At 65.6% G+C, this 25,447-nt stretch carries 22 protein-coding genes; 6 read left to right on the forward strand and 16 right to left on the reverse strand.

Annotation, left to right across the window (positions count from 1 at the left end; all coding sequences use genetic code 11):
• The first annotated feature begins 251 nt into the window (after positions 1-251).
• The gene (locus CHB74_RS11300; protein ID WP_089219757.1) at positions 252-662 is read left to right on the forward strand and encodes a hypothetical protein; all 411 of its coding nucleotides are present in this window, start codon (positions 252-254) and stop codon (positions 660-662) included.
• A gap of 36 nt (positions 663-698) precedes the next feature.
• Here the strand turns inward: CHB74_RS11300 and CHB74_RS11305 are convergent, their stop codons facing one another.
• Positions 699-1,310, reverse strand: a complete 612-nt coding sequence (locus tag CHB74_RS11305; protein WP_089219758.1) for a glutathione S-transferase family protein — start codon at positions 1,308-1,310, stop codon at positions 699-701.
• A 4-nt stretch (positions 1,311-1,314) separates the two neighbouring features.
• Positions 1,315-2,538, reverse strand: a complete 1,224-nt coding sequence (argJ, locus tag CHB74_RS11310; RefSeq protein ID WP_089219759.1) for a bifunctional glutamate N-acetyltransferase/amino-acid acetyltransferase ArgJ — start codon at positions 2,536-2,538, stop codon at positions 1,315-1,317.
• 97 nt (positions 2,539-2,635) lie between these two features.
• On the opposite strand from argJ, the gene CHB74_RS11315 reads away from it, so the two are divergent.
• The 3 genes from CHB74_RS11315 (at position 2,636) to secA (ending at position 6,469) form a co-directional block, all read left to right on the forward strand.
• The gene (locus tag CHB74_RS11315) at positions 2,636-3,250 is read left to right on the forward strand and encodes an energy transducer TonB (RefSeq protein ID WP_245842847.1); all 615 of its coding nucleotides are present in this window, start codon (positions 2,636-2,638) and stop codon (positions 3,248-3,250) included.
• Positions 3,251-3,353: 103 nt separating this feature from the next.
• Positions 3,354-3,620 (forward strand): hypothetical protein, encoded by a 267-nt coding sequence (locus CHB74_RS11320; protein ID WP_089219760.1) that lies wholly within the window; start codon positions 3,354-3,356, stop codon positions 3,618-3,620.
• A 113-nt stretch (positions 3,621-3,733) separates the two neighbouring features.
• Positions 3,734-6,469 carry a preprotein translocase subunit SecA gene (secA, locus tag CHB74_RS11325; protein ID WP_089219761.1) on the forward strand — a complete coding sequence of 912 codons (2,736 nt, stop codon included), beginning with the start codon at positions 3,734-3,736 and terminating at the stop codon, positions 6,467-6,469.
• A 368-nt stretch (positions 6,470-6,837) separates the two neighbouring features.
• Here secA and CHB74_RS11330 read toward each other — a convergent pair whose 3' ends face one another.
• The 4 genes from CHB74_RS11330 to CHB74_RS11345 all read right to left on the reverse strand — a co-directional run bounded on the left by CHB74_RS11330 (position 6,838) and on the right by CHB74_RS11345 (position 9,857).
• Positions 6,838-7,845, reverse strand: a complete 1,008-nt coding sequence (locus tag CHB74_RS11330) for a DUF2891 domain-containing protein (protein WP_089219762.1) — start codon at positions 7,843-7,845, stop codon at positions 6,838-6,840.
• Entirely contained in the window at positions 7,842-8,798 is a 957-nt protein-coding gene (locus CHB74_RS11335) for a DUF979 domain-containing protein (protein WP_089219763.1), read from the reverse strand. The genes CHB74_RS11330 and CHB74_RS11335 overlap by 4 nt, the downstream gene beginning before the upstream one ends.
• On the reverse strand, positions 8,795-9,466 hold the full coding sequence (locus CHB74_RS11340) for a DUF969 domain-containing protein (protein WP_089219764.1): 672 nt from the start codon (positions 9,464-9,466) through the stop codon (positions 8,795-8,797). Before CHB74_RS11340 ends, CHB74_RS11335 begins: the two co-directional genes overlap by 4 nt.
• A 79-nt stretch (positions 9,467-9,545) precedes the next feature.
• Complete coding sequence (locus tag CHB74_RS11345) at positions 9,546-9,857, reverse strand: PilZ domain-containing protein (protein WP_089219849.1); 312 nt, start codon at positions 9,855-9,857, stop codon at positions 9,546-9,548.
• A 182-nt stretch (positions 9,858-10,039) separates the two neighbouring features.
• Here CHB74_RS11345 and fghA point away from each other — a divergent pair, with 182 nt between their 5' ends.
• On the forward strand, positions 10,040-10,888 hold the full coding sequence (gene fghA / locus CHB74_RS11350; protein ID WP_281253537.1) for an S-formylglutathione hydrolase: 849 nt from the start codon (positions 10,040-10,042) through the stop codon (positions 10,886-10,888).
• Positions 10,889-10,895: 7 nt separating this feature from the next.
• Here fghA and CHB74_RS11355 read toward each other — a convergent pair whose 3' ends face one another.
• The 10 genes from CHB74_RS11355 to CHB74_RS11400 all read right to left on the reverse strand — a co-directional run bounded on the left by CHB74_RS11355 (position 10,896) and on the right by CHB74_RS11400 (position 24,226).
• Positions 10,896-11,657 carry an NRDE family protein gene (locus tag CHB74_RS11355; RefSeq protein ID WP_089219765.1) on the reverse strand — a complete coding sequence of 254 codons (762 nt, stop codon included), beginning with the start codon at positions 11,655-11,657 and terminating at the stop codon, positions 10,896-10,898.
• A gap of 39 nt (positions 11,658-11,696) precedes the next feature.
• Positions 11,697-12,506 (reverse strand): DUF2182 domain-containing protein, encoded by an 810-nt coding sequence (locus tag CHB74_RS11360; RefSeq protein ID WP_245842849.1) that lies wholly within the window; start codon positions 12,504-12,506, stop codon positions 11,697-11,699.
• 61 nt (positions 12,507-12,567) lie between these two features.
• The gene (locus tag CHB74_RS11365; RefSeq protein ID WP_089219851.1) at positions 12,568-13,200 is read right to left on the reverse strand and encodes a DUF1326 domain-containing protein; all 633 of its coding nucleotides are present in this window, start codon (positions 13,198-13,200) and stop codon (positions 12,568-12,570) included.
• 73 nt (positions 13,201-13,273) lie between these two features.
• Positions 13,274-14,563: a TetR/AcrR family transcriptional regulator gene (locus tag CHB74_RS11370; protein WP_089219767.1), complete on the reverse strand. Its 1,290-nt coding sequence runs from the start codon at positions 14,561-14,563 to the stop codon at positions 13,274-13,276.
• Between the two features lie 34 nt (positions 14,564-14,597).
• Entirely contained in the window at positions 14,598-16,976 is a 2,379-nt protein-coding gene (locus CHB74_RS11375) for an arylsulfatase (RefSeq protein ID WP_089219768.1), read from the reverse strand.
• Positions 16,977-17,154: 178 nt separating this feature from the next.
• The gene (locus CHB74_RS11380) at positions 17,155-19,338 is read right to left on the reverse strand and encodes a TonB-dependent receptor (RefSeq protein WP_179220811.1); all 2,184 of its coding nucleotides are present in this window, start codon (positions 19,336-19,338) and stop codon (positions 17,155-17,157) included.
• 176 nt (positions 19,339-19,514) lie between these two features.
• Complete coding sequence (locus CHB74_RS11385) at positions 19,515-21,302, reverse strand: alkyl sulfatase dimerization domain-containing protein (protein ID WP_179220812.1); 1,788 nt, start codon at positions 21,300-21,302, stop codon at positions 19,515-19,517.
• Between the two features lie 178 nt (positions 21,303-21,480).
• Positions 21,481-22,650: a TetR/AcrR family transcriptional regulator gene (locus tag CHB74_RS11390; protein ID WP_089219770.1), complete on the reverse strand. Its 1,170-nt coding sequence runs from the start codon at positions 22,648-22,650 to the stop codon at positions 21,481-21,483.
• 108 nt (positions 22,651-22,758) lie between these two features.
• Entirely contained in the window at positions 22,759-23,097 is a 339-nt protein-coding gene (locus tag CHB74_RS11395) for a PilZ domain-containing protein (protein WP_089219771.1), read from the reverse strand.
• 109 nt (positions 23,098-23,206) lie between these two features.
• Positions 23,207-24,226 carry a GGDEF domain-containing protein gene (locus CHB74_RS11400; RefSeq protein WP_089219772.1) on the reverse strand — a complete coding sequence of 340 codons (1,020 nt, stop codon included), beginning with the start codon at positions 24,224-24,226 and terminating at the stop codon, positions 23,207-23,209.
• 176 nt (positions 24,227-24,402) lie between these two features.
• Between CHB74_RS11400 and CHB74_RS11405 the strand changes: the two genes are divergently transcribed.
• Positions 24,403-25,404 carry a threonine aldolase family protein gene (locus CHB74_RS11405; RefSeq protein ID WP_089219773.1) on the forward strand — a complete coding sequence of 334 codons (1,002 nt, stop codon included), beginning with the start codon at positions 24,403-24,405 and terminating at the stop codon, positions 25,402-25,404.
• The last annotated feature ends 43 nt before the right edge of the window (positions 25,405-25,447 follow it).

Here is a 25,447-nt window from a genome sequence, read left to right on the forward strand (position 1 = left end):
ATCCGACACGCCGATCCGCTCGCCCAACGCTGCCTCCCAAAAGCAGCCTTGAATCAATCCAGAGTCACGCCGTCAAGCTTTGTCCACGACGCCTAGGCAGGCAAGAAGTGCCCACCGGCCTTCTGAAGCGGGGAGAAAGGATTCGAACCACAGCGCTGATCGAGGTTTCTGCTGAGGGATTGCCGACGCGTTGCACTGTCACACAATCCCCTGGACCGGCGGCGATCGGCGATCATGCTTGTAGGCTCTATATGGCGCGGGCGCGTTTCAAGCCCGCTCGCGACGAGCAGCGGCGTGCGACGCCCGGGTCGTATGAGGCTGTAGCCAGCTGGGAAGCGTTTGAGACGGCTACGGATGCGGCAACCAGCAAGGCGGCCGGGCCGCGTGCCGGACCTGATGTCCCGATGTGGGTTACGACCGATGATCTGCCGCGTGGCGTGTTGACGCGCGATGAATCAGTCATTTCGGATGTCACGCTCAAGATTTCGGCTACGGGCAAAGTGTCGGAATGTCTGGTGCTCAAGCCGGGCAAGTATCCAGAACTGGATGTGAGGACGTGCCAGCTTATTCTGGCGCGAGGCAATTATAGGCCGGCGCTCGATGCTTCAGGTCAGGCTGTCGAGAGCGAAACCTGGCATCGTGTCCGATGGCAACAGCCCTAAGGCCGATGCCGCACATTCCCTGGCTTTAGTCTCGCTCTAGCTGAGCGGGATCATCACCTGCGCGGCATATCCGGGCCGCGCCTTCAGCCGGGCATACCAGTCGGCGACATAAGGCAGTTCCGGCCGTTCGATGGCGAGCGTGAACCAGCTATGGGCATAGACACCCATCGGGATGTCGCCGATGCCGAAGCTATCGCCCGAAAGCCATGGCTGTCGTGACAGCACCTGATCGACGATCGCCATCAGCTTCCCGCAGGCCGTGGCGGATCGGGCCACCGCGTCCATATCGCGATCGGCGGGCGCGCGGCGGACGAGGTTGACGAAGGCATCGCGCTGCGCGTCGGCATAAGCGAATTGCCAGTCCATCCACTTGTCGGCCTGCGCACGTACCGCCGGATCGGCGGGCCACAGCGCGTCGCCGCCATGCCGCGCGGCGAGGTAGCGCAGGATCGCGTTCGATTCCCACAGCACCACATCGCCGTCCTCGATCGTCGGGATCAGCGCGTTAGGGTTCATCGCCAGATAGGCGTCGCTCATGCCAAAGGCGCCGCCCATGTCGTGGCGGGCATAAGGCAGGCCGATTTCCTCGGCCAGCCAGACGACCTTCTTCACATTGTGCGAATTGAGCCGGCCCCACACCGTCAGCATCGCATCAGCTCCGATAATCGGCGTTGATGGCGATATAGCCGTGGGTCAGATCGCAGGTCCAAACCGTCGCGCGGCCGGTGCCGAGGCCGATCTCGACGCCGATCTCGACCTCCTGACCCTTCAGGTGCGCGGCCACCGGGCCTTCGTCATAGCCTTCCACCGCTAGGCCATCGCGCGCCACCTGCGTCGCGCCGAAACGGATGGCGAGCTTGTCGCGCTCGGCCGGTTCGCCGGCCTTGCCGACGGCCATGACGACGCGGCCCCAATTGGCGTCCTCGCCCGCGATCGCGGTCTTCACCAGCGGCGAATTGGCGATCGACAGCGCGATCGTCCGCGCGCTTTCGTCGGAAACCGCGCCTTCCACCGTGATGCCGATGAACTTCGACGCGCCCTCGCCATCGCGGACGACAAGCTGGGCCAGTTCGGTGCAGAGCGCGGTCAGCGCCGCCTGGAACGCATCCGCGCCGGCATCGTCGAACGAGGCAAGCGGGGCATTGCCGGCCTTGCCCGTCGCGAAGGCGAGCACCGTGTCCGAGGTCGAGGTATCGCCGTCGACGGTGATGCACGAAAAGCTGCGGCCATTGGCTTCGGCCAGCATCGCCTGCAGGAAGGCGGGCTCCACGGCGGCGTCGGTGAAGATGAAGCCCAGCATCGTCGCCATGTCGGGCGCGATCATGCCCGAACCCTTGATGATGCCCAGGATCTCCACCGTCCTGTCGCCCAGCACCACCTTGGCGGTGGCGGCCTTGGGGAAGGTATCGGTGGTCATGATCGTGGCGGCGGCTTCCTCCCACGATGCTTCGGGGGCGGCCAGCGCGGCATCGAGCCCGGCTTCGGCCTTGTCGATCGGCAGCGGCACGCCGATTACGCCGGTGGAGGAGACGAAGACGTCGGACGGCTCGCAGCCGATCGCACCCGCCACCTTGGCGGCGATGGCTTCCACCGCCGCGCGGCCGCGATGGCCGGTGAAGGCGTTGCTATTCCCCGCATTCACCACCAGCGCGCGGGCACGGCCGAGCGGCAGCGCGGCGCGGCACCATTCCACTTCGGGCGAAGGGCACAGGCTCTTCGTCGTGACGCCGGCAACCGCCGTGCCTTCGTCGAGCGCGACGAAGGTCAGGTCGCAGCGATCCCACGTCTTGTATCGCGCGCGGGCCACCGCCGGGCGAACGCCGGCAATCCGGGGCAGATCGGGGAAGGCGGCGGGGGCGAGGGGCGACTTTTCCATGGCCGCGCCATAGAGCGAGTCGGCCCGCGATAGAAGAGTGCTGATTGCCCCGGCCGCCCCTCATGCTAGGCTGCCATGGGGAATTGGGGGAAGGATCTTGCTGTTTTTGCTGTTGGCCCTGTCGGGCAGCGCGGCGCTGGTTGCCGAGGAGCCGAAGGAAATCGGCAATTCCGCGATGTGGGTGACGACGGAAGACTATCCGTTCGAGGCGTTGCGGGCGGATATGGAGGGCATGACCGCCGTTCAGCTCTCGGTCTCGCCAAAGGGTGAACCGGCCGGGTGCACGGTCACGGTATCGAGCGGCCACAAGCTGCTCGACGATACGACCTGCAACCTGCTGCTGCTTCGTGCCCGGTTCGAACCGGCCAAGGATCGCATGGGTCGCGCGATCGGCGCCACCTATTCGCGGCGGGTTCGCTGGCAGATGCCGAAGGATGACGAAGAAGGGCGGATGCGGGTGCCGCCGCCCCAGCCTTATTCCATCACCTACGAATATGATGTCGCCGAAACCGGCCTGGCGGAAAATTGCCGGGTGGTGTGGAGCGCCGGAATGCCGGCGGGGCTCGATCCATGCGAGCCGGTGGCGAATGTCCGTTACGAGCCGTTTCGGGATGAAGCCGGCCAATTGGTGCGCAAGCGGGTGACATATCGTCATTCGATGACTGTCGAGGGGGTGTCTGCCGATAAGCTGCCGCCGCCGTCGTCGAAATGATGCAGCCGCGCCATTGGGCGGCCATGCCCGTCCGCTGCGATTTCGGTTGGACGGACGGCGCACCAGCACCTATGTGAGTCGCCTCGCAATTACGGGATCGTCCTTGCAGCTTCTGCTTTTCCTTTCCGCGCTGTTGAGCGGCCTGACCGGAGTGATCTCCGGCGAGCGGGTCAATGCGCCGTCCAGTCTGGAGCGTGCGAGCGCCGAGGCGGCGGTCGTGGCGGAGGAACTGGCCGAAGCGGTGACGCAGGCCGCCGTCGTGCTGTTGGCGCGGCCCCGGCCGCTGGCTGCGGCGTCCGCGCCGCATTTCGCGGTCGCCGATGCGCCGCTTGGCGATCTTCGCCGCGTCAGCGAACGCCGGCTGGAATAAGCCTTTTTTCTGCGCGGTCCGTGCCGGGCCGCTGCATCGCGCCGCGATGGCGCATCTCCCGGACCGCGATGTGCGGCCCCGCAACCTAGCCATTCAAAGAACAGGATAGCCCCATGCTCGGCGGACTCGCCAAGGCCATTTTCGGATCGTCCAACGACCGTTACGTCAAGTCGCTGCGCGGCATCGTCGCCAAGATCAACGCGCTCGAACCGCAGATGCAGGCGCTCGACGATGACGGGCTGAAAAATCAGACCGTGGTGTTGAAGGGGCGCCTTGCCGCCGGCGAGACGCTGGACCAGATCCTGCCCGAAGCCTTTGCCACCGTGCGCGAAGCGGCCAAGCGCGTGCTCGGTCAGCGCCATTATGACGTGCAGATGATCGGCGGCATCGTCCTCCATCGCGGCGAAATCGCCGAAATGCGCACCGGCGAAGGCAAGACGCTGGTCGCGACGCTCGCCACCTATCTCAACGCGCTCGACGGCAAGGGCGTCCACGTCGTCACCGTGAACGACTATCTCGCCAGCCGCGACGCGGAATGGATGGGCCAGGTCTATCGCTTCCTCGGCCTGACGGTCGGCGTGATTGTGCCCAATATCAGCGATATGCAGCGCCGCGATGCCTATGCGGCGGATATCACCTACGGCACGAACAACGAATTCGGCTTCGATTATCTGCGCGACAACATGAAGTATGAGCGCGCGATGATGGTGCAGCGGCCCTTCGCCTACGCCATCGTCGACGAAGTGGATTCGATCCTGATCGACGAGGCGCGCACGCCGCTGATCATCTCGGGCCCGACCGACGACAAGTCGGAGCTTTATCTGGCGGTCGATGCCGTCGTGAAGCAGGTCCAGCCCGACGATTATGAGCTCGACGAAAAGCAGAAGTCGGTCACGCTGACCGAGGACGGCACCGAGCGGATGGAACGCCTGCTCGAAACGGCGGGCCTGCTCGAAGGCGCCAATCTCTATGATTTCGAAAACACCCAGGTCGTCCATCACCTGAACCAGGCGATGCGCGCGAACATCGTGTTCAAGCGCGACATCGATTACATCGTCAAGGACGGCAAGGTCATCATCATCGATGAGTTCACCGGCCGCATGATGGATGGCCGGCGCTGGTCGGACGGGCTTCACCAGGCGGTCGAAGCCAAGGAAAATGTGAAGATCGAGCCGGAAAACCAGACGCTCGCGTCGATCACCTTCCAGAATTATTTCCGCATGTATCCGAAGCTCGGCGGCATGACGGGCACGGCCGCCACCGAAGCGGGCGAATTCTACCAGATCTACAAGATGAACGTCGTCACCATCCCGACCAACCTGCCGGTACAGCGGATCGACCAGGACGACGAATTCTACAAGAACATCACCGACAAGTTCGGCGCGATCGCCAAGGCGATCCGCGAGGCGGCGGATCGCGGCCAGCCGGTGCTGGTCGGCACCGTCTCGATCGAAAAGTCGGAAATGCTGTCCGAATTCCTGCATCGCGAAGGCGTCGCGCACAATGTGCTGAACGCCCGCTATCACGAGCATGAAGCGCATATCGTCGCCCAGGCGGGCCGGCTGAAGGCGGTGACGATCGCCACCAACATGGCGGGCCGCGGCACCGACATCCAGCTCGGCGGCAATCTCGAATTCCGCATGGCCGACGAACATTCGCAGCTCGTCGAAGGCACGCCCGAATATGAGGCGCAGGCCGAAAAGATCCGCGCCGAAATCGTGGTCGAGAAGGAGGCGGTGCTCGCCTCGGGCGGCCTGTTCGTGCTCGGCACCGAACGGCATGAAAGCCGCCGTATCGACAATCAGCTGCGTGGCCGTTCGGGCCGTCAGGGCGATCCGGGCCTCAGCCGCTTCTATCTCAGCCTTGACGACGATCTGCTGCGCATCTTCGGCCCGCAGACGATGTTCGCCAAGATGATGAACAAGAACCTTGCCGATGGCGAGGCGATCATCAGCCCGTGGATTTCCAAGGCGATCGAGACCGCGCAGAAGAAGGTCGAGGCGCGCAACTACGACATCCGCAAGCAGGTCGTCGAATATGACGACGTGATGAACGACCAGCGCAAGGTGGTCTACGAACAGCGCGCCGACATCATGGACGCGGAAACGGTGGACGACGTCGTCGCCGACATGCGTTCCGAAACGGTCAACGCGATCGTTGCCGATGCCTGTCCGCCCAACAGCTATCCCGAACAATGGGATGTCGCCGGCCTCAAGGAGCGCGCGGCGATGCTGCTCGCCGTCGAGCCGCCGGTCGATGACTGGCTGAAGGAGGAAGCCGTTGAACCCGAGATGATCGAGGAGCGGCTGCAGGCGCTGTCGAGCGCGCGCATTGCCGAGCGGTTCGAGCCGGTGACGCCGGAATCGCGCCGCAGCGTCGAAAAGAGCATCCTGCTCCAGTCGCTCGATCATCACTGGAAGGAACATCTGGCGACGCTCGATGCGCTGCGCGCGGTCATCCATCTGCGTGCTTATGCGCAGAAAACGCCGATCAACGAATATAAGCAGGAAGCCTTCGCGCTGTTCGAGCGGATGCTGGTGGCGATCCGCGAGGATGTGACGCGGATGCTGAGCCACGTGCAGTTCAACGCCCCGCCCGAACTGCCGCCGATGCCCGATTTCGTGACGAGCCATCTAGATCCGCTGACCGGCGAGGACGATACGCACGATTTCGACGGCGGATCGCTGGGTCTGGTGACGACCCGTCTCGCGCCGCTGCAGATGCCGGTCACGTCCGCCGCGGACGATTTCGGCAGCGATCCGGCCGAATGGGAGGGCAAGGTTAGCCGCAACGCGCCGTGCCCCTGCGGTTCCGGCCAGAAGTACAAGCACTGCCACGGCGCGCTCTGACGCACGCCTGACAGGCAGGTGAAAGGCGAGGGGCCCTGCTCCTCGCCTTTTCTTTTGCAGGCGCGGCATTTCATCCGATTTTGAATGCGCGCTGCTACCCTCGTTGCAATCTGCTACCTATCAATGCGTAATTTTACGGATATTGGGATACGCATCATGTGGCTGTGGAGAGGGTAGGATCGAAAACTGCGTTTATGATATCGATGTCAGTTGCACTTTATGCAATCGTGTGCGTGATTTTTGCACTTGTGTAAGTTAGTTCGCAGGCGCAAAAAGATCGGGCCTTTCAGGCATCCTCTCCTAAAACTTTCAAGGGTCGGCCCCAACGGGCCGGCCCCTTTTTTTGTCTCGAAGATGCTGGGGCAGTCTCAGGCGTCGGGGTCGAGCGCCAGTGTGGCGAAGGTCGCCAGCCAATGTTCGCCCATATAATCGCCCGCTATATGATCCAGCCCGGCCGCCAGATGCCGGTCGGCGGCCACCTCCATGATCGCGCGGCGGGAATCTCCGGGCGCCAGCGCGGAGGCAAGGCTGCGCCAGCACCAGGCGCGGCTCAGGTTCACGCCATCGAGATGGGCGATCTTGCCGTCGCTGCGGTCGCTGACATGCGCCGGCGCGAACAGGGCCGCCGGGCGGCTTTCGGCAATGTCGGGAAGGAAGGCGCCGAACCAGCGCTGAAACCCTTCGGCCGCCTGGATGCGGCGCATGCATTCGGCCTCGATCAGCGTGGGCGACAGGAAATCGTCGCCGCCCGGCTCCCACGCCTGCGCGCCCGCATCGCCCCCGAACCACTGCAGCGCGCGCTCGGCGATCAGCGCCGCCAGCGCGCCGTCACCTGCGATGCGGGCATGATCCCATGCCAGGCAGAGCGCGAAGGCCGTGTTGTAATGCGTCCCGGCGCGGACGGGATAGGTCAGCACCGGCAGATAGGCGCGGAAGCGTTGGGCAAAGGCATCGGCCAGGGGGCTCAGCCGGTCGGCCCATGGCCCGTCGGAAAGCCGCAGTTCCGCCGACAGCTTGAGCAGCCACGCCCAGCCATAAGGTCGCTCGAACCCGCGCGACGACGGGCGGTCGAGATAGGCGCGCTCGGCCTCCACCTTCGCGGCGGTGAAGGCATCATCGAACAGCGCCGCGATCCGCGCGGCCTGCGGCAGACCGGGAAAGCGGCGGCGCAGCCGGGCGAGCAGCCAATAGCCGTGCACGCAACTGTGCCAATCGAAACTGCCGTAGAAGATCGGGTGCAGATCGCGCGGCGTGCGGGCATCGTCGGGCCCGTCGAGCACATGATCGAGCTTGTGGGGATATTCGCGCGTGACATGGCCAAGCGCGATCTCCGCAAAGCGTGCGGCGAGGTCGGGGGTCAATGCGGACGGGGTCATTTGGGATATACCGTCAGCGCCATCAGCGCGGTGTTGAAGGCCAGCAGCAGCAGTGCGGTCGGCACCTGCACCTTGATCACGCCGTTGCGGTCCGGCAGCTCCAGGATCGCGGCGGGCACGATGTTGTAATTGGCCGCCATCGGCGTCAGCAGCGTCCCGCAAAAGCCGGATAGCATGCCCACGGCCGACATGATCACGGGATCGCCGCCGAACTGGCCGACGATGATCGGCAGGCCGATGCCGGCGGTCATCACCGGGAAGGCGGCAAAGGCATTGCCCATGACGATGGTGAACAGCGCCATGCCCACCGTATAGACGATCACGGCGAAGAGCGGGATCGCCATCGGCATGTGATCGGTCGCAATCCGCGCCACCACCTCGCCCACGCCGGCGACGGCGAACACACCGCCCAGCGCCGCCAGCATCTGCGGCAGCACGATCGCCCAGCCCACGGCATCGGCCAGCCGCCGTCCTTCCGCAGCCGGCGCGCCGGCCGGGGGGCGGATCAGCCACATGGCGAGCGCGAGGCCGACCAGCGCGCCGCCGGCCAGCCCGGCGAGCGTCACCTGCTTGGGGTCGATCAGCGGGAAGCCGGCGACCATGCCGTCTTTCATCGCCAGCGATACGCCCAGCGTGATAGCGGGAATGGCGAGCGCGGGAATGAACAGGCGGTTGCGCAACCGGTTGGCGCTCGCCTCGCGTTCGTCGGCACTCGTGGTCGGTGGCGGCGCGCCGGGCTTGAGGCAAAGCGCGGCGAGCATCGCCATGCCCAGCACCAGCCCGCCGACGGCAAGGTCGGACAAATGGGATCCGGCCAGGAATATGGCGGCATAGCAGCCCCAGAAGCCGGCACTGCGCCAGCGGGCGGGATCGCGGCGGTGAAAGACGTGGCCCAGCGCGAACACCGCGAACATCATCCCGACCAGGATGTAGAGTTCTTCCAGCCCGATCATGCCTCGGCCCCCACGCGGGCGCGCAGCCGCCGGTCGAGCAGCAGCAGCCTGGCATTATGGATCAGGAAGGCGGCGATCGCGGTGGGGATCGCCCACACCGCCAGCTGCAGCGGCTGGACGAAGATGCCATGCTGTTCCAGCACGCCCCGGATCAGCAGGATCGATCCGATGGCGATGAACACATCTTCGCCGAAGAACACGGCAACATTGTCCGCCGCCGCTGCGTGGGCGCGGATATGGTGGCGGGTGTCGGGGTCGATCGGCGCGTCGCGCTCGGCCGTCGCTTCCGCCATCGGGGCGATCAGCGGCCGCACCATCTGGACATGCCCGCCCAGCGAGATCAGGCCGAGCGCCGCGGTGATCTGGCGGACGGTGAAATAGGCGATCAGCACGCGTCCGGTGGTCGCGCCGCGAATCCGCGTGATCAGGGTGCGGGCGCGTTCGCGGATGCCGCCGCGTTCGATCAGACCGATCACCGGCAGCACCAGCCAGGGAATGGCGATGAAGCGGTTGTCGCGAAACGCCTTGCCGATGGCGGCTATCGCGGCGACCGGATCGAGCCCGGCGGCGAGCGCGGTCACAAGCCCGGCGGTGATGACGACAAGGAGCGGATTGAACCTCAGCGCGAAGCCGAGGATGACAACGGCGATACCGGACAGGACGAGCATGGCGGCATGTTAAGCCCCCGCGTTCGCCGGGAAAGAGCGAAATGCAGGCCGGCGGCGGGGAAAGATGTTGCGCCGGGCGCTATTCGGCCGCGTCGCTGCAATGATCCAGCTGTTGCAGCAGCGACCAATAATCCTCGGCCTTCAGCGGATCGACCAGTTCCAGCCCCGACCGGAAGGAATCCTGCCACACGAAACGGGCCGGCGCCTGCGTGCCCGGGATCAGTTCGACCACGATGTCGCTGTCTTCCGAAAGCGCGGCTAGGCTGTCGATGACAAGGCCGTGGCGGGAAATGTTGCACAGGATCGCCGCAACCGGCGCTGCGCCATCCACCTTCACCGAAATATGGGCCGCGACATCATGGCGCGTGCTTCGTCTGACCGCATCCGTCATCGGGATCATCCTGTTCATCGATCCACCTGATGCGATCGATTAGAACAAGATCGTGAAATTCGCGTAAATCAACTCTGCGATGATTGGCGGTCATCTTGGCCGGGGTGGCGTGCCTGCTTCCATTCCCGTGCCGGATGATCCGGGCTATGGGCGGGCAGGGCCGCAGCCAGGGACAGACCGGAATGACGATCGAAACCATTTCCACCAATCGCAGCTTCGGCGGCGTGCAGGGTGTCTATCGGCACGCATCGCGCGAAACCGGCACCGACATGGTCTTTTCGGTCTATCTGCCGCCGCAGGCCGAAAGTGGCGCGAAGCTGCCGGTCGTCTGGTATCTTTCGGGCCTCACCTGCACCCACGCCAATGTGACGGAAAAGGGGGAGTTTCGCCGCGCCTGCGCCGAACTCGGCCTGATCTTGGTCGCGCCCGATACGTCGCCGCGTGGCGAAGGCGTGCCCGACGATGCCGATGGCGCCTATGATTTCGGCCTCGGCGCGGGCTTCTATGTCGATGCGACGGAAACGCCGTTCGCCGCGAACTACCGGATGCGCAGCTATATCGAACAGGAATTGCCGGCGCTGATCGCGGAGCATTTCCCGGCGGATATGGCGCGGCAGGGCATTACCGGCCATTCGATGGGCGGCCACGGCGCGCTAACCATCGCGCTGCGCAATCCCGGCCGCTATCGCAGCGTTTCGGCCTTCGCGCCGATCAGCTCGCCGCTCAACTGCCCATGGGGCGAAAAGGCGCTGGGCGGCTATATTGGCAATGATCGCGCCGCGTGGCGGGCATATGATGCGACGGCGCTGATCGCGGATGGCGCGCGCGTTGCCGAATTGCTCGTCGATCAGGGCGGTGCGGACAATTTCCTCGCCGGGCAGCTCAAGCCCGAATTGCTCGAACAGGCCTGCCGCGACGCGGACATCCCGCTCACCCTGCGGATGCAGCCGGGTTACGACCACAGCTATTATTTCATCTCGACCTTCATGGACGATCATCTGCGCTGGCACGCGGCGCGGCTGGCGGGCTGAACGCGTCCTAACCGGGCCAGCGGAAGGACAAGGCGGTTTCGCCGGTGGCGCTGCCATCGGCGGCAAAGCGCCGTTCGATGATCCGGCCCTGGCCCTCCATGTCGATCGCGACGACGGTGCTGCACCGCGTTCCATAGACGGCATTGCGGATGAAGATTGGGGAAAGCAGCGCCTCCTCCGGCACGTCCGATGGCGATGCCGGTTGCAGGCCGGCGGCGGGCAGGGTGGCTTCGGCCAGCCCGCTCAGCAAGGCCGCAGGGTCGGTGGCATCGTTGACGATCCAGTCCAGCAGGATCGCCTTCAGCCGGATCGTCTTGGGCCATGGTTCGTCGAGGCGGCCGTTGGACAGGCCGTAAATGCCACTGGTCAGCGGCGATCGGATCGCCCCGGGCCGGTTGGACAGGAAGTCCGCCCGCTCGCGATCGGCAACGATCAGGTTGAACGGGTTGAAATCAGCCAGATCCGCGTCCGACGGCGCGGCATAATGGCCGTTGCCGGCCAGCATGTCGCAGACCAGCGCCCCGCGTGAGGCGCGGTCCGGCTCGGGCCCGCCATAGCCGCGCAAATTGGTCACCACGGCGAAGCGCCCCTGATCGGACACGCCCATCCAGGTGCCGCCCGATGCAAGGTCCTGCCCCGCGATCAGCGGGCTGGGCGCAGGCCAATGGTGGAGCGCGGCGGCGGGGCGGGCGTGCAGCTCATCACGGTTGCCGGCCGCGATCAGCCGCCAGCGAGGATGGGCCTGCCATGCGAATGCGAGAACACACATCGCGCCTCTATCGCCGATTTTTGCCTGCGGACGAAGCGGTCAGGCGGTGATCAGCAACAGCACGCCCCACAGGATCAGCAACCCGCCCATGAGGCGGCCGATCCCCTTGCCCGGCCCGGCGAGCTTTTCGACGAGCACCAGCAGCGCGATCGCCGCGATCCAGATCAGGTTCATCACGCCGCCGACGAACAGCAGCGCCATCAATATCCAGCAGCAGCCGACGCAATAGGCGCCGTGGGCGATGCCGAGCCGCAGCGCGCCGCCGATGCCCGGTCGCCAGTGCCGGGCCAGAAAGGCTGCCGGTGATCGGCAATGGGCAAGGCAGGCATGTTTCAGGGGGGAGAGTTGATAGAAGCCGGCTGCGATCAGGATGGCCCCGGCAAGCTGGTGATCGTGCAGCGCCATCGCCGCGCCGTCGAAAAACTGCTGGCGTTCCAGCAGCCATTGCAGTGCGGTCGCGCCGATGGCGAAGCCCAGCCACACCAGCAGATAGCCGGCCACGAAGGCCCAGGCCGGCGCGATCGCGGCGGTCGGGGCGTCGGCCGTCGCACGGGCCGCCGCGTGGTGGTGGACGCGGGCGTAGAGCAGGATCGTGGGCGTGGCGGCGGGCAGCATCATCGCGACCATCATCACCCACCACATCGCGATGACGAGCAGCCATTGCGCCGCTGACCATGCCCCCGGCGCACCCATGCCCGGCATGTCGCAATCCTCGGGCATCGCGGCGGCGTGGTGCGCCGTCGGGTGGAAGGTGAGCGTGGTCATATCGGCGAGGCTCATCCCGAAGCCGGCGCCGGACAGCAGATAGGCCCAGGCGAGCAGGCAGAGGAGGAGGATGCCGACACCCACGATGCGGCGATCGCGGCGGCGCGAGGGGGATGGAGTGGGCGCCCCGTCCATCGGTCGCGGATCAGGCGCGGACCACGCCGTGATTGTTGAGGTGCAGATGCGCGAACTGGCCGTAGCTGTCGCGGGTCTGCATCAGCACCGGACCCTGGGTGACGCTGCTGGCGCTGCCGATTTCGGCGACGGCATATTCGAAGCCTTCGGGCAGCACGATCTGCGCGCGGGTTTCGGCGCCGGTGGCCTTGTTGCGGATCGGTTCGCCAGTGGTTTCGATATAGCCGGCGACGAAGATCCGCCCGCGCCGCCCGTCGACGTCGAGATCGAGTTCGATGGGGATGAAGACCGGCGGGTGCATGGTCGTGATCGTGGCCGCATAGACCGCGAACATGGTGGCGAAGGGATCGGTATCCTGCCCCGTCATGATGCGGAGCAAGGCTTCGCGCTGGGCGTCGTCGGCGCGATCGTCGACAAAGGCGATCACCTCGCCATTGCCTTCGTGGATCGCGCCCGGCCATTTGAAGATGGCGGCGACGCGAAGGCCGTCCAGCGTGGTCGTGCCATGATGGCCCCGATCGATCTGGATGCCCGCGACGGCGTGGCAATGCCCCTTGTCGGGCAGCGCGTTGAACTGGCAGTTGCAGCCATATTCGCAGGTGCAGTTGACGAGTTCGCGCCCCCGGATTTCCCATGAGGTCATGCGGTCCTCCCGGCGATGCCGTGCGGGGCGCATGATACGCCTTTCGCGGCCGGGCAACCAGCCCGCCCGGCGTTCAGCCGCCAGTGGCGAGGCCGTGGAGGAATAGCCGCGCGCATTCCGCCGCATAGCGATCGCGCACCGCCGGATCGACCGGAGTATCGTCGGTGAAGAAGCGCACCGCATAGGTGGCGAGCACATGGAAGGCCGCGATGTCCGAGGCCGAAGGCGCAGGCCGGGCATGGTGGCGCAGCACGGCGGTGAGCGCGAGGCCCAGCCGCGCCTCGCGGCCCGCGTGGAAGCGGCGGGCGAGATCGGGCAGCAGGTCGGCTTCCTGAATCAGCAGCCGGTGCATGCGGATGTTGCGGGGGTGCAGATGTTCATCCATCGCCGCCCGCGCGAGGCCGGTGATGGCGGCGTCGAGATCCGGCCCGGCATCGGTGGGCAAGGCGGCCTGCCCGGCGACATGGATGTCCTGCTGGATCGCATAGCGCAGCAGCTTTTCCTTGTTGCCGAACTGGCGGTAGATCGTCGCCTTGCTGGCGTGGACGGCGGCGGCGATGCGTTCGACATTGGCGCCGCGATAGCCCTGATCGATGAATTCGGCCGTGGCCGCTTCGACCAATGCGGCGAGCTTCGCCGGAGAGAGGCGCAGCGCGGCCGTGCCTTCGAGCGCCGGCGGCGCGAAGATATTGGCGAGGTCGGGCGCGAGATCGGGGGCAGGTTCGATGTCGTCCGGCCGTTCAGCGGCCGTGGCCGCGCCCGCATAGCCGTGCAGGAACAGGCGGATGGCGGTGTTGGCGAGCGCATCGCGATCGTCCGGCGCGGGCGCCGGGTAGCCGAAGAAGAGCCGGCTGCCACCCACGACCAGCCCGCCGAAGCGTATCGCCATGGCCAGCGCGTCGCAGGGCACGATCCGGCCGGCGGCGACCTGCCGTTCGAGATAATCGCCGAGCGGGCGCGATCCGGCGAGTCGCCAGGCATGGAGATCGGCGGCCAGCGCCGGGACATGGTTGGCGGCCGCGATATTGGCGCGGAACAGGCCGAAATTGGTGGGATCGGTGAAATCGGCGAACAGGCGTTCGGCGTAGCGACGCAGCGTCGCTGCGATATCCTGATCGCATTCGGCCACGGCATCGCGGTGGCGCGATCCGCCAACCTCGCGGCGCACGGCGGCTTCGAACAGGGCCAGCTTGTTGGGATAGAAGGCGTAGAGGCTCTGTTTGCTCATATGCGCGACGGCGGCGATCATATCGACGCTGGTGCGTTCAAAGCCTTCCTTCAGGAACACGATGCCAGCCGCGCGCAGGATTTGCGCGCGGCTGATCTGTTCGCGGTCGTCGATCGGTATCGGTCTGGTCGTCATCTGCCGACCGTTTGGGCCGAATGCCCCGATCCGGTCAACGGGCAGCGGCCTGCGGACCGTCCGGCGCCCCCGGCTTGCCGACCGCGATATCGACTTTGGCGATATGGCCGTTGAAGCGGCCGCCATCGGCATAATCGTCGGTGACCGGGGTATCGGCGTCGAAACCGATGTCGAGCGTGTCGGTCATTTCCGGATATTTCGAGATCGTCCGCGCGATCCGGCCCCGGCCGATTTCGCGGCCATTGGCGCTGATCACCATTTCGCCGCCCGCGTTCATGCCGCCATCATAGCGGAAATCGAAGACGAGATCGGTCTTGCCGGCGCCGACCGGCTGGCCTTCGACGCGGAACTGCGCGCCCTTGAGCTGCGACGCCGCCATCAGCGCGACCGGCCGGCCATCCTTCATGTAGAAGCTCCACCCGCCGAACTTGCTGCCGACCGCCACCAGCACGCCATTGGCCGGCGTTTCGGCAAGATCGACCGAGGCGGTGATGCGGAAGCCGCGCGCGTTGATCGGCGCCGCGCGGACCCACGGCACCGAAATGCCTGCGCCCCAATAGGTGTAGAGATCGCGCTTCGGCAGCTGCTGCTGACCGGCCATGAAGCGGGCCATCGTCATGCGGTTATCAAGCGGATAGACTTGGCTTTTCTTCGCTTCGGCGTCGAATACGGCCTGCATTTCCTTCAGCTTTGCCGGCTGGGCCTTGGCCAGATCGCGCGACTGCGAGAAATCCTTCGTCAGGTCGTAAAGCTCCCACTGATAATCGGTGGGCAGCACATCGCGCGTGCCGAGGCTCCACGGTTCGGTGGGCGGCGTGGTGCTGGCCAGCCAGCCCTTATGATAGATGGCGTGGTTGCCCATCATTTCGAAATATTGGGTTTCATGCCGTTCGGGCGCCTTGGGCGCGGCGAAGCTGTAGGCGAAGCTGACGCCGTCGATCCGCTGCTGGGCGACGCCGTTGACCATGTCCGGCGCCTTGATGCCGGTGACTTCGAGGATGGTGGGCATCACATCGACGACATGGGTGAATTGCGGGCGGACACCGCGCGCGGCGATGCGATCGGGCCAGGACACGACGAAGCCGTTGCGCGTGCCGCCGAGATGCGAGGCATATTGCTTGAACAGGCGGAACGGCGCGTTGGTGGCCCAGGCCCAGCCATAGCCCCAATTGGGCACCGCATCCGGCCCGCCAAAGGCATCGATATTGGCGAGCAGCGCCTGTTCGTCCTCGTTCATGGCGTTGGCGAAATTGGCCATCGGGTTGGTGCTGCCATTGGGCCCGCCTTCGGCCGCCGCGCCATTATCGCCTTCGATGAACATGACCAGCGTGTTGCCGCCTTCGCCCATGCGATCGATTTCATCGAGCACGCGGCCGACCTGCGCATCCTGATACGCAAGCATGGCGGCATAGACCTCCATCATCTTCGCGTTGACGCGCTGCTGATCGGCGGTGAGATCCTTCCACGCGGTGATGCCGGCCGGGCGCGGGGTGTTGACCGTGCCGGCGGGGACGATGCCCTGTTTCAGCTGGCGGGCATGGCTTTCATCGCGAACCTTGTCCCACCCCTTGTCGAACTGGCCCTTGAAGCGGGCGATCCAGTCCGCCGGGGCCTGCAGCGGGGCATGGGCCGAGCCGGTGGCGTAATAGAGGAAGAAGGGCTTGTCGGGCGCGGCGGCCTTCTGGTTGTGGATCCAGTCGATCGCGTCATCGGCCATTGCCTTGTCGAGCACGCCGTCCTTCAGTGTCGGCACGGGCGTGGTGCCGCGATAGAGCGCCGGGGTGAACTGGTTGGTTTCGGCCCCCATGAAGCCGAAGAAATGATCGAAGCCGAGCCCCGTGGGCCACAGATCGAACGGGCCGGCGGCCGACACATCGGCTTCGGGCGCGTTGTGATGCTTGCCGATCATCGCCGTGCTGTAGCCATTCTGGCGCAGGATTTCCGCCACGGTCGCCGCGCTCTTGGGCAGGACGTTGTTGTAGCCGGGAAAGCCGGTCGACAGATTGGCGACGATGCCGTTCGACACGGCATGGTGGTTGCGCCCGGTGAGCAGCGAGGCCCGCGTGGGCGAGCACATCGCGGTGGTGTGGAAGCGGTTGTAGATCAGCCCGCGCGCCGCCAGCCGATCGAGATTGGGGGTGGGGATCGGCCCGCCGAAGGTGGATGCGGCGCCGAAGCCGACATCATCGGTGATGATCAGGAAGATATTGGGCGCGCCGGCCGGCGCGGTGGCGCGCTTGGGAAAGGCTGCGGTGGAATCGGCATAGGTCTGCCCGATCGTGCCGGCGAAGGGGGCAGGGGCGGGCGGCAGCGCCGTCTGCGCGGCGAGCGGTACCGCGCCGAGCATCATCGACAGGGCAATCGCCCCGGAAATCTGCGCCTTCAATCGTCCCGTCGCCTTCTTTGCCGGCATGTCCGTCCTCCTCTGCTTGCCGGATCGGTACGATACGGTTTCGTATAAGGCAAGGGCTTAGAGCCGCGCGTGGGGGGGCGATGGCGACATAAAAAAACCGCCGGCGAAGACGTGCTTCGCCGGCGGTCGAGAGGCCCCGGAGCGCCGGCTGCCCGAAGGCGGCCGGCACCGGTCTGGATCAATATTCGAACGTCAGCTCGAGCCCGTAGGTGCGGGGTTCGCCGAAGATCGCGGCGGGTAGGCCGCCGGCGAAGTGCGCGACATAATATTCCTTGTCGGTCAGGTTCTTGCCGAACGCCGACAGACGCCACTTGCCGAGGCCCAGCGGGATATCCGACAAAGTGAGGCGCGCGTTGAGCAGGCCATAATCGCCGATCACGTAACGCGCATCGCTGGTCGCCGACGACTTCTTGCTCTGCATGAAATAATCGACGCTGGCGCTGAGCTGGCCGATCGACATTTCCGGGAAATAATATTCCGCGCTCGTCGTCAGCGTGTGCTTCGGCGCTTCCACGAAGGTGAAGGCCGAGGTGATGTCGGCGTTGGTCAGCGGATCGATGATCTTCTGATACTTGGCGTCGAGATAGGCGTAGTTGGCCGAGAAGGTCAGGCTCTTGGTCGGCTTGGCCGTGAGGTCAAGCTCGATGCCCTGGATCCGCGCCTTGCCGGCGTTGAACACGTCGGTGATCGCCGGGTTGGCCGGGTCGATCTGGACGTTGGTCTGGATGTCCTTGTAGTTCGACCGGAAGACCGCGAGGTTGGCGCGCAGGCGGTTGTTCAGCCAGCTCGACTTGATGCCGAATTCGAACGAGTCGAGGGTTTCGGGGCCGAAGCCGTCCTCAAAGCGCTCGATGCTGCTGGCGCGGAGGTTGTAGCCACCCGTCTTATAGCCGCTGGCATATTTCGCGTAGACGTTGACGTCCGGGTTGACGTTGTAGCCGACGGTCAGGCTCGGGCTGACATCGTTGAAGCTGTTGTCGCCAGCGCCGGGCGCGAGCACGATCGGGGTGCCGCCGCCGACGGGGATGACTTCCTGCGCCAGCGTCGCCTTGCGCTCGTCACGCGACCAGCGGATGCCGCCGGTGACGTACAGGCCGTCGAGGAAGTCCGGACGCCACGTGCCCTGGCCATACAGCGCATAGGCCTTGTTGCGGACGGTCGCGGTGCGGTTGCTCGTCGGGCGGCCGGTCGGCACGGTGGTGTCGAAGCTGTCCGCCTTTTCGTCGAACCAGTAGGCGCCGACGACATATTCGATCTGGTCGTCGAAGGCCGAACCGATGAGCTGCAGCTCTTCGCTCCACTGTTCCTGATTCTGGTAGAAGTTGGTCAGGAACACCGGGAAGGGGCCGACAGCGCCGGTCAGGTAATCCTGGTGCGTCTCGTTATCGAGCTTGCGATAGCCGGTGAGCGACTTGATCGTCAGATTGTCGGCAACTTCCCAGGTGGCGGTGAAGTTGTGGCCCTGCGCGGTGACGTCGTTGCGCAGCAGGTTGTTGACGGCCGGCGAACCCGCGGTCGGGCGATCGGCCTGATCCGGGTAGAACGGCGCGTAGACCATGTAGGCCGGCGTGTCGTTGATGTCCGAACGATCATAGGTGTAGCGCAGCTGCAGCGTATCGATCGGTTCCCACAGCACGGCGGCGCGATAGGCGTCGCGACGCTGGTCGCCGAAGCGCTTCACGCCGGTGCCGAGATTGTCGACATAGCCGTCCTTCTCGCTGTGGAGATAAGCGAGCTCGACGGCGAGCTTGTCGCCGACCGGAATGTTGACGCGGGTGCGCGAACGGAACTGATCATAATTGCCGACCGTGAAGGTCTGCTTGGCGGAGAATTCGCCGAGATCGGGCGCCTTGGTGATGTAGTTGATCGCGCCGCCGGTCGCGTTGCGGCCGTAGAGCGAGCCCTGCGGGCCGCGCAGCACTTCGATCCGCTCCACTTCGGCGATTTCGGCCGAAAGGCCCTGGCCGCGCGCGACATAGATGCCGTCGAGATAGACGGCGACGCTGGGATCGACGGTGATCTGATCGTCATTGTTGCCGACGCCGCGGATGAACACGCGGGCGGTGGTGGCGCTGTTCGGGTGCGGGGTGACCTGAAGCGCGGGCACCTGCGAACGCAGGTCGGTCAGGTCGACAATGCCCTTCTTTTCGATGTCGGCGCTCGTCATCGCCATGATCGAGATCGGCGTCTTCTGGAGCGACTCGGAGCGCTTCTGCGCGGTGACGACGATTTCTTCGAGGCCCTGGGCTTCGACCGCGGCGGTCGAGCCTTCAGCCGGCGCCGCATCCTGGGCGAAGGCGGGCGTAGCACACGCAAACAGACAGGCGGCAAGCACGCGCCGCGACACAAGGCCGTTCAACATCAAAATCTCCCCTAAGCCAGCGGACAGCGCGCTGGCTGAGACTGGTGGTACTAATCTGTATCGTACAAGTGACCGTCCAAACGGACGTGGGGTCGCTCTATGCGTAATATATTCTGTAAATCAATACGCAGAGTGCGGTATATCGCATGGCTCGCTCAATTTGGCTGCAACTGTGGTCAACGGACCACAAGGCTGATCGGGGCGGGCTTCAGATCCAGGGCGTTGAAGATGCTGGAAAGGGCCGGGGCGCCGTTGCCGGAGATCGCGCCGCGCTTGGCGAGAACGTCGACCGTTGCGGCACCCGCAACCAATTCGCCCAAAGCCGCGCGATCGAGCGTCGCGACCGGCATGCCGGCCGGGGCGGCCTGACGGTAGCTCTTGAGCGTCGCGTTGCGCAGTTCGACAACCCAGCTGTCAGCCGCGCCGCCGGCCTGGCCGGGCAGCGACAGGGCGACGCTGACATCGCGATCGCCGGCCTTGGCCGGATCGACCCGATAACGCACCTGTTCCAGCATCAGCGGAACCGGCATCTTCTTGATATTATCCGGGTTCATGTAGCGCGCGGTGAGCCCGTTGGGGTTGATCTTCCCTTCGAGTTCGAGCGCGCCCATCAGGTAGAAGCCGCGGCGGTTGGAATTATAGGTGGCATAGCCGAGCTTGCGGAAGGCGGCCGCCTTCAGCTTGCGGGCGTCCATGTCCTGATGGTCGATCGCGATCAGCAGGGTGGTGAGTTCGGCCGCCCATTGTGCGTCGCCCTTGGTGAAGGCGTCCGTGGCGGTGGCCAGCACGCGGGCGCGGCCGCCCATCAATTCCACTTCGCGGCGCGCGCGTTCGGGGCGCGGGGTGGGATCGAGATCGGTGGCGTCGCCGGAGAACCAGCTGACATAGCCGACATAATAGCTGCGGACGGCATCGGCTACGGTGCCATAATATTCGGTCGTATAGGGTTCGGAGCGCAGATAGGGCGGCAGATCGCCCACGGCTTCGGGCAGATCGGCGACGGTGCTGCCCATGTTGATGTGGCGGATCGCCTGATCGTGGGTGTACTGGATCGCGTCCTCATAGCCCGCGAGCAGCGCCTTGATCTTGGGCGCGCCGGTGACGACGGGGCCGTGCAGCGGCACCATATAGGCGCTGTCATAGGCCTGCATCCGGCGCAGCGCGGCGATCCAGCGATTGGCGTCACGCATCTTGGTGCCGCGCATCGAATGGAGGTTGGGGAAGGTCGGCCCCTGAACCTCGTCGCCCGAAACCAGAACCTTATGTTCGGGCAGCCAGACGGCGATGTGCGAGGCAGCTTCGCCACCGGTGTGGAACAGGTGCAGCTTCACCCCGGCGATTTCGACGTCGCGGGCGCCATCCATCTCCACGAACTGCGTGGGCGGGATGTAGCCCGATTCATTCTTGCCCGGCGTGTTCAGCCCGCCGCAGCAGCCGACATGATAATCGGCGGCTTCATCGCCGGTGAGGCTGAAGCCGAACATGTAGGCCGCGCGCGTGGCGACGATCGGCAGCGTGGCGATGCCTTCGTCCGACAATTCCTTCAGGAAGTTGCTGGCCGCGAAGATCGGCACCTTGCCGCTGGCGACATCGGCCGGATTGGCGAAAACCGATGCGCCGTGAACATGATCGGGATGGTGGTGGGTGTAGATGATCGCCTTGATCGGCTTGGCCGAAATCTGCGCGCGGATCTTGGCCAGCGCGGCATTGGCGACATCCTTGTTCATGCCGGTATCGACGAGGATCAGCCCGTCGGTGCCTTCGATGACGACGACGTTCATGCCCTGGAACTCGATCTGCCAGACGGGCGTGGTGCCGACGCGCGTCACCCGTTCCTGGAACATCTTGGCATGTGCGGTGAAGTTGGCGGGCGCAGAGAAGGGGACGGCGAGATCGGCCGGGCCATGGGCAAGCGCCGGGGTGGCGGTTGCGAACAAAAGGGTGGCGGCAAATGACAGGCGCATCCTCAACTCTCCCGAGCGGTGCGCCAGGCTGCAAAAACTGAACATAAGAACAGTTTGTGCCGGGCCGGTGACGCAGCCGAAATTCAACGAATCACTGACTGTCCCGCCAGTTTCATCCGCCTATTACGGTGCGTCCGTACAGTTCACAAGAGGGATGTGAACATATGTGCAGTTTGCTTCAGCCGAACAGTCTGTGCATCCAAGTCGATGAAATTGCGTCTAAAAATGCGACGCGCTGGTCTTGCGGGCGCTGCAATGCCTGATCGACGAGGGCGGTGCTGGCGGCCGACCAGATGATTCCGTCCAGTCGATCCACGCCCGAACAGCCGCGCGCGTCGAGCCAGCGCAGCGCATCGATGCCGCGCAGCTTGAGGAAGGTATCGGCCAGTTCCCGAAGCTCGCCATGGCGCACCGCCGCGGTGGAAAAGGCGGTGAGCGCGGCAAGCTCCGCCCGTTCGCCGCCTTCCAGATCGAGCGCGATGCGCGACATGAACTGGGGGAGGGGGGAATCGCCGCTGACGATGGCGTTGATCGCCCGCGTCTGCAGTTCGTGCGCGGCATCGGCGATGATGTCTTCCTTCGCCGGATAGAAATAGGTGGTCGAGGCGACCGACAGCCCGGCTTCGGCGGCGATGTTGCGGTGGGTGAGGCCTTCGATGCCGACCCGGCCGCTCAGCCGGATCGTCGCTTCCACGATTTCCTGCTTGCCGGTGGGGCGGCTGGGCCGGTCCTGCGCGGGCGGCAGGGGGGCGTCGTCGAACGGGCGGGGGGCGCGGCCCGCCAGCCGATCTTCCAGCCGCATCAGGATCTGGATGATCCGGCCATGCCGGGTGATCGGGTTGCGATCCAGCATGGCGAGCGGCACCAGCCCTTCGATCACGCCGGCCCAGATGGCGCGCGTTTCCGCATCGTCGCCGGCGAAGACGGGTAGCGATTGCCAGAACAGCCGGCCTTGCTGGTGGATTTGCGCGACGATCCCGGCGGCCGCATCGGCGCTTTCCGTGGTGCGCAGGGCGCGGGCGACTTCGCGCGCGGTGACGCTGGCAAGACCCTGCATGTGGATGAAGCCCGAGAGCGCGACCGCCGCCATCGCCCCATGGCCGAGCGATTGTGCCGCCGCCGTGGCCAACTGGTCGCGGGCGCCGTCGCGCCACGCCTGGATGCCGAAGGACAGGCGATCGAGAATGGCGACGAGCAGGCGATCGCGCGTCTTGAAATGATAAGCGACGGCAGATGGCGCGACGCCGGCGGCGGCCGCCACCGAGCGCATGGTTACGCTGCCCAGCCCCGCATCCAGACAGTGCCGGGCCGCTGCATCGGCAATCTTGTGGGCCGCGTCGTTCGCCATTCCGCCTCCATGTTCGCGACGGAATTGGCCGCCGGACGGGCCGGTGGCAAGGGGCGTGCGATATTCAGGCGATGGCGGCGGCGATCCGGCGCGCCATGCGGAGGACGATCAGTTCGCCCAGAGCGCCAGCGGGGTGACGACGTTGGCCACCAGTTCGGCGTCGATCGGATCGGCGAAGGACAGGCCGAGACGGCGGCCTTCGGTGCGGACGACGGTGGCCTCCGCATTGAGGCTGCCGCGGGTAAGGGTGACGTGCGTGCCTTCCTCGATCGGCGTCGGGCAGGACACCAGCGCGCCGCCTTGCGAGATATCGAGGAGAACCGCCGACAAGGTGCCGCGCGGCGAATGCAGGCAGGCGAGCAGTTGCACGCGATGCCGGCCATGGCGACGGCCATATTTGAAGTGCGTCAGTGGATCATGCGTGAGCTTGGCGCCCTCAATGGCCATTGTGCTCCCCATCCTTTTGGCGGTGATACCGCCTGCCCCACGCCCTTTATAGAAGAAATTTGGCTAAGGAGCTATTAATTCGAGCAATTCGTCAATTTAGCTGTGCCGGTCATTCAGCAACGCGCACGCAGTTCCGGCCATCGCGCTTGGCCCGATACAGTGCGGCATCGGCGAGCTTCAATGTAGCCGTCGGCCCCTTGCGACCTTCCAGCGCGGCGACACCTGCGGAAAAGGTGAGGCGGCCGATCGGGCGGCCGGTTTCGGCGACCTTGAACTCACGCGCTGCGATTTCGGCGCGGATGACATCAATATAGTCGGCCGCCTGCTGCGCGGTCATGCCTTCGAACAGCATGACGAATTCTTCGCCGCCATAACGCGCGATATAAAGGCTTTCGGGCGCGTTACGGGCGAGCGCGCCGGCCATGAACTTGATCACCTTGTCGCCAAGCTGGTGGCCGTGCTGATCGTTGACCGCCTTGAACGCATCGATATCGCAGATGGCGAGCGACAGCGGGCTGCCCTGATCGCGCGCGGCCTCGAACGCCAGCCGCATCTTCATGTCGAGCGCGCGGCGGTTGGGCAGGCCGGTCAGCGCATCCGTCTCGGCGGTCTTGCGCGCTTCGGCCAGGCAGGAGCGCAGCGTCATCACCTCGTCCGACACGCGGCGCAGTTCCTCGCCGGCGCTGCGCGTCTTGTCGATCATCGCGCGGGTCAGATCCATCAGGCTGACCAGCGCGTCGCTTTTCGGCCCGATTTCGAGCGCGCTGACATTGCGGGCGAGCGCATCGCCATAATCGCGCGCATCGCGGCCCGAACGATCGGCGATCGCGGCGATCGCCTGCAGCCGGCGCTGGGCGTCGTCCGCCATCCGTTCCAGCTCGACCGGGGAAAGCTCGCCACGGCGCTGGGCGGCGATCGTGGCCGCCATCGCCGGGGTGAGCGTGCCATATTGGCGGATCGTATCGTCGATCGCGGTGACGAGCTGGGCGTCGCCGGCGGTGAGATAGCAGTGGATCAGCTCATAATGGGCGGGCGAGGGTTCGAGCCCGTGCGCGGCCAGCATCGCGCCGATCTCGGCATAGAGATCGGCCGTCCAGCTCGATTGGTTTTCCTGCGGTAGTGCGCCCATGGTCCCCTGGCCAGTTGCGAGCCGCGCAAGCCCCCCGCCGCGCGCGCCCCGAACAGAGCCTATCAAGCCGATAATCGTCAAGAAGGTGCTAACTTTGATACAAAAAATGGGTGGCAAGGCGCCCGCCGTGCGACTGTCCGATTGACCGCCGCCGTGGCTGCGTCAAAAGGCGGATCATGCGCTTCTTCTCCGACAATGCCGCCCCCGTGGCCGATGCCGTGCTTGCCGCGATGGCGGCGGCGAACAAGGTCGACACCGCTTATGCGGGCGACGCGCTCAGCCAGGGGCTCGACAAGGCTTTTTCCGATCTGTTTGAAACCCGCGTCGCGGCGCATTGGGTGTCGACCGGCACCGCCGCCAACGCGCTGGCGCTGGGCGCCTTGTGTCAGCCGTGGCGCAGCGTCGTCTGCCATCGCGACGCGCACATCAACAATGACGAGGCGGGCGCCCCCGAATTCTTCACCCATGGCGCCAAGCTGCTGGCGGCCGAGGGGGAGGGCGCGAAGATCACGCCGGCTTCCATCCGCGACGTGATCGATCAGATCGCCAATGATGTGCATCGCGTGCAGCCGGCCGCAATCTCGATCACCAATGCCACCGAATATGGGCTGGTCTATGGCCCTGACGAGGTGGGGGCGATCGGCGCGCTGGCGCGGGAACGCGGGCTCGGCCTGCACATGGATGGCGCGCGTTTCGCTAATGCCGTCGCCCATCTCGGCTGCACGCCGGCCGATGTGACATGGCGCGCGGGCGTCGACGTGCTGAGCTTCGGCTTCGTCAAGAATGGCGGCATGTCGGCCGAGGCGATCGTCTTCTTCAAGCCCGAGCTGGCGGCCGAGGTGGCGATCCGCCGCAAGCGCGCCGGGCATCTGCTGTCCAAGGGGCGCTATCTGGCGGCGCAGATCCACGCCATGCTGGCCGATGATCTGTGGCTTCACAATGCGCGCGCGGCCAATGCGGCGGCGGCGCGGATCGGCGCGGCGGCACCGGCGCGGCTGTGCCATCCGGTGCAGGCGAACGAGATCTTCCTGCGGCTGGATGCGGCGGAGGCGGCACGGCTGCGCGCCCAGGGCTTCGACTTTTACGATTGGGCGCCGGGCGAGGCGCGTTTCGTGACGTCATGGAGCCAGGCTGCGGGCGAGGTCGACGCGCTCGCCACCGCGATCGCCGCCCTGTGAGCGGGGCGCCTGCCGCATCGGCCGCGCCGCCCGAGGCGCCGCC

Origin of the sequence: Edaphosphingomonas laterariae (genome assembly GCF_900188165.1) — a bacterium.
Taxonomy (GTDB): Bacteria; Pseudomonadota; Alphaproteobacteria; order Sphingomonadales; family Sphingomonadaceae; genus Sphingomonas_E; species Sphingomonas_E laterariae.

Coding starts and splice junctions, on each gene's coding strand:
- CHB74_RS11300 (WP_089219757.1), top strand. CDS start 252: ATGGCGCGGGCGCGTTTCAAGCCCGCTCGCGACGAGCAGCGGCGTGCG.
- CHB74_RS11305 (WP_089219758.1), bottom strand. CDS start 1,310: ATGCTGACGGTGTGGGGCCGGCTCAATTCGCACAATGTGAAGAAGGTC.
- argJ (WP_089219759.1), bottom strand. CDS start 2,538: ATGGAAAAGTCGCCCCTCGCCCCCGCCGCCTTCCCCGATCTGCCCCGG.
- secA (WP_089219761.1), top strand. CDS start 3,734: ATGCTCGGCGGACTCGCCAAGGCCATTTTCGGATCGTCCAACGACCGT.
- CHB74_RS11330 (WP_089219762.1), bottom strand. CDS start 7,845: ATGACCCCGTCCGCATTGACCCCCGACCTCGCCGCACGCTTTGCGGAG.
- CHB74_RS11335 (WP_089219763.1), bottom strand. CDS start 8,798: ATGATCGGGCTGGAAGAACTCTACATCCTGGTCGGGATGATGTTCGCG.
- CHB74_RS11340 (WP_089219764.1), bottom strand. CDS start 9,466: ATGCTCGTCCTGTCCGGTATCGCCGTTGTCATCCTCGGCTTCGCGCTG.
- CHB74_RS11345 (WP_089219849.1), bottom strand. CDS start 9,857: ATGACGGATGCGGTCAGACGAAGCACGCGCCATGATGTCGCGGCCCAT.
- fghA (WP_281253537.1), top strand. CDS start 10,040: ATGACGATCGAAACCATTTCCACCAATCGCAGCTTCGGCGGCGTGCAG.
- CHB74_RS11355 (WP_089219765.1), bottom strand. CDS start 11,657: ATGTGTGTTCTCGCATTCGCATGGCAGGCCCATCCTCGCTGGCGGCTG.
- CHB74_RS11365 (WP_089219851.1), bottom strand. CDS start 13,200: ATGACCTCATGGGAAATCCGGGGGCGCGAACTCGTCAACTGCACCTGC.
- CHB74_RS11370 (WP_089219767.1), bottom strand. CDS start 14,563: ATGACGACCAGACCGATACCGATCGACGACCGCGAACAGATCAGCCGC.
- CHB74_RS11375 (WP_089219768.1), bottom strand. CDS start 16,976: ATGCCGGCAAAGAAGGCGACGGGACGATTGAAGGCGCAGATTTCCGGG.
- CHB74_RS11380 (WP_179220811.1), bottom strand. CDS start 19,338: ATGTTGAACGGCCTTGTGTCGCGGCGCGTGCTTGCCGCCTGTCTGTTT.
- CHB74_RS11385 (WP_179220812.1), bottom strand. CDS start 21,302: ATGCGCCTGTCATTTGCCGCCACCCTTTTGTTCGCAACCGCCACCCCG.
- CHB74_RS11390 (WP_089219770.1), bottom strand. CDS start 22,650: ATGGCGAACGACGCGGCCCACAAGATTGCCGATGCAGCGGCCCGGCAC.
- CHB74_RS11395 (WP_089219771.1), bottom strand. CDS start 23,097: ATGGCCATTGAGGGCGCCAAGCTCACGCATGATCCACTGACGCACTTC.
- CHB74_RS11400 (WP_089219772.1), bottom strand. CDS start 24,226: ATGGGCGCACTACCGCAGGAAAACCAATCGAGCTGGACGGCCGATCTC.
- CHB74_RS11405 (WP_089219773.1), top strand. CDS start 24,403: ATGCGCTTCTTCTCCGACAATGCCGCCCCCGTGGCCGATGCCGTGCTT.